At 75.9% G+C, this 8106-nt stretch carries 6 protein-coding genes; 4 read left to right on the top strand and 2 right to left on the bottom strand.

Annotated features, from left to right (window positions below; translation table 11 throughout):
- Positions 1 to 1310 (bottom strand): heavy metal translocating P-type ATPase (locus tag ACFU6K_RS22990; RefSeq protein WP_380665853.1); only part of this gene is annotated, 1310 nt, incomplete at its 3' end.
- A 109-nt stretch (positions 1311 to 1419) separates the two neighbouring features.
- Between ACFU6K_RS22990 and ACFU6K_RS22985 the strand changes: the two genes are divergently transcribed.
- The gene (locus tag ACFU6K_RS22985) at positions 1420 to 1815 is read left to right on the top strand and encodes an ArsR/SmtB family transcription factor (RefSeq protein WP_380665851.1); all 396 of its coding nucleotides are present in this window, start codon (positions 1420 to 1422) and stop codon (positions 1813 to 1815) included.
- Positions 1816 to 1904: 89 nt separating this feature from the next.
- Here the strand turns inward: ACFU6K_RS22985 and ACFU6K_RS22980 are convergent, their stop codons facing one another.
- Positions 1905 to 2831: a LysR family transcriptional regulator gene (locus ACFU6K_RS22980; protein WP_380665849.1), complete on the bottom strand. Its 927-nt coding sequence runs from the start codon at positions 2829 to 2831 to the stop codon at positions 1905 to 1907.
- Between the two features lie 130 nt (positions 2832 to 2961).
- Between ACFU6K_RS22980 and ACFU6K_RS22975 the strand changes: the two genes are divergently transcribed.
- From ACFU6K_RS22975 to ACFU6K_RS22965, 3 genes are all read left to right on the top strand, one after another.
- The gene (locus ACFU6K_RS22975) at positions 2962 to 3687 is read left to right on the top strand and encodes an SDR family oxidoreductase (RefSeq protein ID WP_380665847.1); all 726 of its coding nucleotides are present in this window, start codon (positions 2962 to 2964) and stop codon (positions 3685 to 3687) included.
- 89 nt (positions 3688 to 3776) lie between these two features.
- The gene (locus ACFU6K_RS22970; RefSeq protein ID WP_380665845.1) at positions 3777 to 4385 is read left to right on the top strand and encodes an ester cyclase; all 609 of its coding nucleotides are present in this window, start codon (positions 3777 to 3779) and stop codon (positions 4383 to 4385) included.
- 288 nt (positions 4386 to 4673) lie between these two features.
- Positions 4674 to 8036: a type 2 lanthipeptide synthetase LanM family protein gene (locus tag ACFU6K_RS22965; protein WP_380665843.1), complete on the top strand. Its 3363-nt coding sequence runs from the start codon at positions 4674 to 4676 to the stop codon at positions 8034 to 8036.
- Positions 8037 to 8106 lie beyond the last annotated feature (70 nt).

The following is an 8106-nucleotide window of genomic DNA, read 5'->3' as shown; positions in this document are numbered from 1 at the left end:
GTACGGGAGTTGATCAGCCGCGCGGGCGCGCCGACCGCGACCACCCGGCCGTCGACGGTGGCGGTGACGCCGACGCCGGGGGTGGAGCCGAAGTCCTCGGCGGCGGCCGGGGTCAGGCCGCGGCCGCGGGCGGCGTCGACGACGGCGCGGGCGAGCGGGTGCTCGCTGGGGTGCTCGGCCGCGGCCGCCAGCGCCAGCAGCTCCGCCTCGGCGAGGCCGGAGCCGGCGAGCGGCCGGAGGTCGGTGACGCGCGGGGTGCCCTCGGTGAGGGTGCCGGTCTTGTCGAGGGCGACGGCGTCGACCTGGCCCAGACGCTCCATCACGACGGCGGACTTGACCAGGACGCCGTGCCGCCCGGCGTTGGCGATGGCGGAGAGCAGCGGCGGCATGGTGGCCAGCACCACCGCGCACGGGGAGGCGACGATCATGAAGGTCATCGCCCGCAGCAGCGAGCCGGTGAAGGCCGCGCCGAAGGCCAGCGGGACGGCGAAGACGGCGAGGGTGGCCGCCACCATGCCGAGCGAGTAGCGCTGCTCGACCTTCTCGATGAAGAGCTGGGTGGGCGCCTTGGTGTCGGAGGCCTCCTCGACCAGCTGCACGATCCGGGCGATCACCGTGTCGGAGGCGTCCCGCTCGACCCGCAGCCGCAGCGCCCCGGTGCCGTTCAGGGTGCCGGCGAACACCTCGTCCCCGGGCTGCTTGGCGACCGGCAGCGGCTCGCCGGTGATGGTGGCCTGGTCGACCTCGCTCGCGCCGTCGAGCACCCGCCCGTCGGCGCCGATCCGCTCGCCGGGCCGCACCAGCACGGTGTCCCCGACGGCCAGCCGCTCGGTGGGCACGGTCTCCTCGCCGCCGCCGGGCAGCAGCCGGGTGGCGGTGGCCGGGGCGAGGTCGAGCAGTCCGCGCACCGAGTCGGCGGTGCGGGCGGTGGCCAGCGCCTCCAGGGCGCCGGAGGTGGCGAAGATGACGATCAGCAGCGCGCCGTCCATCACCTGTCCGACGGCGGCGGCTCCGAGCGCGGCCACGATCATCAGCAGGTCGACGTCGAGGGTCTTCTCCCGCAGCGCCTGGAGCCCGGCCCAGCCGGGTTCCCAGCCGCCGGTGGCGTAGGCGAGGACGTACAGCGGGCCCCAGGTCCAGGCGGGGGCGCCGGTCAGCTGGAGCGGCAGCGCGACCAGGAACAGCACCGTCGCGGCGGCGGCCCAGCGGGCCTCGGGCAGCGACAGCACCCGGGTGCGCCGCCGGGGCGCGGTGTCCGGACGCGGCGCGGCCGGGGACGCGGGGCGCTCGGTCAGGGTGGTGGAGGACATGGCGGACGGGACCCTTCGGGGCAGGCCTGGGCAGGGCGGGGCCGATGACTCACTCACGATACATGAACATATGAAGGCCCCTTCATCTATGAGTTGTAGTATTGCCCGCATGGGTCATGGAGCCACCCCCGCCACCGCCGTCCCGCACACGCGCCTGGACGCCACCAGCGCTGCCCGGGTGGCCACCACCCTGCAAGCCCTGGCCACGCCCTCCCGCCTGCTGATCCTCTCCCGGCTCCGCGAGGGCCCCTGCGCCGCCACCGAACTCGCCGCCGAGGTCGGCCTGGAGCAGTCCGCCTGCTCCCACCAGTTGCGCCTGCTGCGCAACCTCGGCCTGGTCATCGGTCGGCGCAACGGCCGCCAGGTCGTCTACGCGCTCTACGACAACCACGTCGCCGCGCTGCTCGACCAGGCCGTCTACCACATCGAGCACCTGCGCCTGGGCCTCAGCGACGCCGACGACCCCCAGGACGCCGACGAGCCGGTCGGCACCGCCGCGCACTGAGCGTCACGGGCCCGCCGGCGCCTCCGGCTTCAGCCCCGATCGGCCGTCCCCGTCCGTCCCCGCCTGTCCCTGCCCGCCCCCGTGCGTCCTCAGCCGGACGCGTCGGGAGCCGGCCTCCGGGACACCTCGGGACCGACCCGGGCCCGCCGGGCCAGCAGGTCCGCGAAGGCCACGGTGAGCGGGTCGGGACGGGTGCGGGTGTACGCGGTGAGGGCGCGCAGGACCGGCGGGTCCGGGCGCAGCAGCGCACCCTCGAACCGGGCCGGCACGATGTCGGCCGGCACCAGGGCGGGCCCGAGCCCGGCCGCGGCCAACAGCGGTGCCGCCGAGGTCTGTTCGGCGCGGATCGCCGCCCTGGGGCGGAAGCCCGCCCGGGCGCAGACCTGGTCGAGCAGGTCGGCGAGGCCGTTGTCCGGGGCGTAGTGGACCCAGTCGCGGTCGGCGAGTTCGGTCAGTGCGACCGTACCGGCGGGACGGTCGGCCAGCGGGTCCTCGGCGGGCAGCACCACCGTGAACTCCTCGACGCCGAGTTCCCTGATCGGCCCCTCCCAGCCGGTCGGCGCCGGGCCGATGGCGAGATCGGCGCGGCCCGCGGCCATGGCCTCCTGGAGCCGGTCGGTGTGGGAGTACTCGCGCAGCCGGATCCGCACACCGGGGTGCAGGCGGTGCCAGTCCCGCAGCACGGGCGGCAGGATGCCGAGGCTCACCGAGTAGACGACGGCGACCTCCAGTTCGCCCTCCTCCAGGCCGGCCGTACGGCGGGCCGCCGCGTGCAGGCGTTCGGCCTCGGCCAGCGCGGCGCGGGCGTGCGGCAGGACCGCTCGGCCCATCGGGGTGAGCCGTACGGAGCGCGGCAGGCGCTCCAGCAGCGGGCCGCCGAGGGCGCCCTCCAGGGCGCGGATCTGGTGGGAGAGGGCGGGCTGGGTGACGTGCAGCTGTTCCGCCGCCCGGGTGAACGATCCGGTGTCGACCACGGCGGCCAGGTATTCGAGCTGTCTGAGCGTCGGCGTTGCCATGAAGAGATTTTATCGCTGAGGTAGAGAACAAGCCTTGGACTCATCAGTGCTGGTCGGGAGAGGGTCGTGGTGCGGCCGCCCCGGGAAGCAGCGGGCGGCCGATTCCCCGATGATTCGAAGGAGTTCCGCCATGTCCGACACCACCTCCCTCCAGGGTCAGCGACTCGTCGTGGTCGGTGCGGGTTCCCGCACCGGGCAGGCCCTCGCCAAGGCCGCCTCGGCGGACGGCGCCACCCTGGTGCTGGCCGGCCCGGACCCGCGCAAGCTGGAGTGGACGGCCGGAGAGCTGTCCGGACCGTCCGAGGTGATCGCCCTGGACATCGCCGACGAGCGGTCGATCGCCGACTTCGCCGCCCGGGCCGGCCGCTTCGACCACCTGGTCTCGACCGCCGCGATGCCGGCCAACGGCCCGCTGCGGGAGCTCGAAGCGGCCGATGTGCAGCGGGCGTTCGCGGCGAAGGTGATCGGCCCGCTGCTGCTGGCCAAGCACCTGGCCGGGCAGGTTTCCGCGAGCGGCTCGTTCACCTTCTTCTCCGGCGTGGCCGCGTGGCGTCCCGCGCCCGCGCGCACCGTGATGGCCACCACCAACGGCGCACTGGCCTTCCTGGTGCAGGCGCTGGCGGTGGAGATCGCGCCGGTCCGGGTCAACGCGGTCTCCCCCGGCATCGTCGACACCGGCTCCTGGGACGGCCTGGGCGCCGACAAGGAGGCATTCCTGCGCGGGGTCGCCGAGCGCAACCCCGCCCGGCGCGTCGGCACCCCGGAGGACCTGGTCAAGGCCGTCCGCTACGCCATCGACAACCCGTACGTCACCGGCACGGTGCTCCACGTCGACGGCGGCGGCCGGCTCGCCTGACCTCCGGCCCGCCGCCGACGCGGCGCCACCCCTCCCCCGGCACGCCCGCACCCGCGGGCGTGCCCACCCCGATCCGAGGAACCGCTCCCATGTACTCGCGCACCCTGATCCGTACCGCCGCCGTCCTCGCGACGGTGACCGGCCTGGTGGGCGGCACCGTGGCGGCCGCCCCCGCCCACGGCACCGGCCACCACGACTCCGCAGGCGACTGGCCACAGCGCCTGATCGACCGCTCGCCCGGCCTCGTCCAGCCGAAGGCCCTCACCGTGGACCACTCGATCGGCGCCCGGCGGGCCGCCCAGGAGGTCCACCTGGCACAGCAGTTGTACACGTTCTGGAACACCGGGCAGCGGCGCTACCTGGACGCGGCGATCAGCCCGCGGTTCCGGGACAACACCCTGCCGCCCGGCCGTCCGCAGGGCCCCGCCGGCCCGGTCCTCGCCTCGGCGAACTTCCGCGCCGCGGTACCGGACCTGACCTGCGAACTCTCCGACCTCCTGGTCACCGGCGACCGGATCACCGCCCGCCTGGTCTTCCGCGGCCACTTCGCCGGCACCTTCGACGGCGTGCGGGGCCAGGGCCAGAGCGTCGACTTCAACGCCATCGACATCCAGCACGTCGGCACCGACCGGATCACCGAGGACTGGCACATCGAGGACAACACGACCCTCCTGGCCCAACTGGGCGTCCACGCCTGACGCGGCCCGCTCGCCGGGGGCGGACCGGCGGGGATCCGGTTCGGATGCAGGCTTCCGATGCCGGCTTCGGTCGCCGGCTTCGGATGGCAGCTGAGATGAATGACTCGGACACTGTCGTTCACACCACTTGACGGACCGTCGCAAGCCGAGCAGACTCGCATCGCGGCACCAGCTGACATGAATCCTTGAGAGCCAGTCATTCACACCAGCTGCCACGCCTGCCCGTTCCCGGCAGCGTCCGCCTGCCCGCCTCCGGTTCGCCCGCCTTCCGCGCCCCAGGAGTCCAGCATGCCCTCGAACACCCCGCCCGATGCCGCGATCGCCGCCCCGCCCTGGTCACGCGTCAACCGCGCACCCCTGACCGGGAGTTGGTGGGCCCGCGGCCTGTGGTTGGCCGAACGCCTGAGCGGCGAGGGCGACCCGCCCGCCCCGGTGGCCGACAGCCCGGCGGAGGGCAGCCTCGGCTGGCGCGCCGACCGCCGACTGGCCCGCTGGCGTTCGGCGTTCACCGACCACGCGCCGGACACCGCCGAGGCCCAGGCCCGCGCGCTGGGCATCGACCCGCCCCTGCTGCGCCGGCTGCTCGCCGAACACCCCGACGACCTGGCCGCGCGCACCGCCAAACCGGCCTGGGCCCGGTTCGTCGAGGACGTCGTCGCCCGCGCGCCACGGCTGCCCCCGGCGCCCGACGCGGAAGACATCACGGAACACGCCGAGGAGCACGCCGGAACGCACCGGCACGGCTTCGCCGCCTTCGCCGCCGTCGTCGAGCCCTTCCTCGCCGAGGCCCTCCGCCTGCTGGAGGCCCCCGCCCACGCCGGGGACGCCACCGAGCCCTCCGCCCCCGTCCTCGCGGCGGTCCGGCGCTCGCTCACCGCCGGCCTGCGGGACCAGCTGGTGTCCACCCTCGGCCGCACCCTCGTCCTCGAACTCCACGTGGCCCGGCTGTCCGGCCAGTTGAGCGGCGACACCCCGCAGGAGCGCTTCCACGCCTTCATCGCCTGGCAGCGGGAACCCGAGCGGCTGGCCGCGCTGCTGGACGAGTACGCCGTCCTGGCCCGGCTGCTGGCGTGCGCCACCCTCAACGCCGTCCACGCGCACCGGGAGTTCCTCGACCGCTTCACCGCCGACCGGCCCGCGCTGGTCGAGCGGCTCTTCGCCGGACGCGATCCCGGCGAACCGACCGAGGTGCGCACGGGCCGCGGCGACGGCCACGAGGCGGGCCGCTCGGTCGCCGTGCTGACCTTCTCCTCCGGCGCCCGGCTGGTGTACAAGCCCCGGCCGCTGGCCGTCCACGAGCACTTCAACGCCCTGGTCGACTGGTACGACACCGTCCTGCCGGGCCCCGGCCCGGGCACCGTGGCGGTGTGGGACCGGGGCGAGTACGGCTGGATCGAGTTCGTGGAGCCGGCGCCGTGCGCCGACCACGCGGCCGCCGAGCGCTTCTACCACCGCCTCGGGGCGCTGCTGGCCCTGCTCTACGCGACCGCCGCCACCGACTTCCACTTCGAGAACGTGATCGCCGTCGGGGAGCACCCCGTCGCCGTCGACCTGGAGTCCCTGTTCCACGTCGGCGTGCCCCACCTGACCGGCAGCCCGCTGATCGACGACGACCCGGCGCAGCACCTGCTCGCGCACTCGGTGCAGCGGGTGGGCCTGCTGCCCTCGGTGCTGGTCGGCGACGGCGGCGCGGTGCTGGACGTCGGCGGGATGGGCGCCGACAAGGGCGCCGTGATGCCCTTCAAGTCGCCCACCTGGGAGGGCGACGGCACCGACGAGATGCGCCTGACCCGGGTGCAGCGCGCCTTCGAGGGCAGTGCGAACCGGCCGCGCCTGGACGGCCGGGACGTGGACCCGGCCGACCACCTGGCGTCCCTGCGGGCGGGCTTCGAGGCCGGCTACCGCGCCATCGCCGCCCACCGCGAGGCGCTGCTCGCACCGGACGGCCCGCTGGAGCGGTTCCGCGAGGACACCTGCCGCACCATCGTCCGCGCCACCCGCGTCTACGCCCACCTGCTGGGCGAGAGCACCCACCCGGACGTCACCCGTGACGCGCTCGACCGCGACCGGGTGCTCGGACTGATCTTCGCCCAGTCCGCCGGGAACCCCGCGCAGCGGCCGCTGCTGCGCCTCGAAGCCGAGGACCTCTGGAGCGGCGACGTCCCGCTGTTCCGCTCCGTCGTCGGCTCCCGCGACCTGCGCACCCACCGCGGCCGGACGCTGCCGGGGGCGCTGCCCGAGTCGGGGCTCGACCGGGCCCGGCGGATCGTCGCCGCCATGGACGAGCACGACCTGGCCACCCAGGACTGGATCATCCGGGCCGCCTTCGCCGCCCGCGCCACCACCGCGGGGGCCGACGGTGCGGCACCCGCGGGCAGCGGCCCGCACCCGGCCGGGCCCGCACCCGGCCCGGACCGCTCCCCCGGCGAACGCGCCCTGTGCCTCGCCCGGTCCGTCGCCGACCGGCTGCTGGCCGACGCGCGCCGCGACGGCGGGCGGGCCGGCTGGCTCGGGCTCGACCTGAGCCGGGACCAGTGGCGGGTCACCGCCCTGCGGGACGACCTGTACGGCGGCTACCCGGGGACGGCGCTGTTCTTCGCCCAGCTCGCCGCCGTCACCGGGGAGGAGCGCTACGCGCGGTGGGCGCGGCGGATCCTGGCACCGTTCCCGGAGCACCTGGCCCACGTGCTGCGCCACACGCCGAACCGCTCCTGGGGGGCGTTCGGCGGCCTCGCGGGCACCGCGTACGCGCTCGACTGCGCCGCCGTGCTGCTCGACGACCCCGCCCTGGCGGAGCCCGTACCGGGCCTGTTCACCGCGGCGGCCGGCGCCCTCGACGACGACCGGCAGCTCGACCTGATCGGCGGGGCGGCCGGCTGCCTCGCCGTGGCCGAGGCCCTGGCGCACCGGTACGGCGGCGCCTCCCACGACTGCGCCCGGCGCTGCGCGCGGCTGCTGGTGGAGAAGGCCGAGGCGCACCCCGGCGGCACCGTCGCCTGGCGCACCGCGATGCCCGCCGCACGGCCGCTGCTCGGCATGTCCCACGGCGCCGGCGGGATCGGCTGGGCACTGCTGCGGCACGCCGCCCGCACCGGGGACGCGGCCGCGCTGCGCACCGGTCAGGCCGCGCTCGCCTACGAGGAGGCCGGCTACGACCCCGAGGTCGACAACTGGCCGGACTACCGGGAACAGGCCCCCCGGCCCTGGCGGGCCACCCCTCCCCCGGGCACGTTCGCGGCCGTCCACGCCTGGTGCCACGGCGCCCCCGGCATCGGACTGCTCCGGGCCGACCTGCCCGCCGCGACCCGCACCCCGTCGAGCGACCGGGCGCTGCTGCGCGCCGTCCGGTCCACCGCCGACGCCGGCCTGACCGGCGACGACAGCCTCTGCCACGGCACCCTGGGCAACCTGGAGCTGTTCGCCGCGGCGGCCCGCGCCGGGGTCGCCCGGGCCCGGGACGACCACCCCCGGACCCGCGACGCCCTGCTGGCCGCGATCGAGGAGCGCGGACCGGTCTGCGGCACCCCGGGCGGCATCGTCACGCCCGGTCTGATGACCGGCCTGGCCGGCATCGGCCACGGCCTGCTGCGGATCGCCGCGCCCGAGCGCGTCGCCCCCGTGCTGCTGCTCGCTCCGCAGGAGGCCCCGTGACCGCCGCGTCCGACACCACCTCGTCCGACACCACCCCGTCCGACACCGCCGCGTCCGACCCAGCCCGGCC

The organism is Kitasatospora sp. NPDC057512 (assembly GCF_042802135.1).
In the GTDB taxonomy this organism is placed as follows: domain Bacteria; phylum Actinomycetota; class Actinomycetes; order Streptomycetales; family Streptomycetaceae; genus Kitasatospora.
Note: the sequence above shows the minus strand (reverse complement) of the source record. Positions and strands in the feature narration are given on the sequence as shown.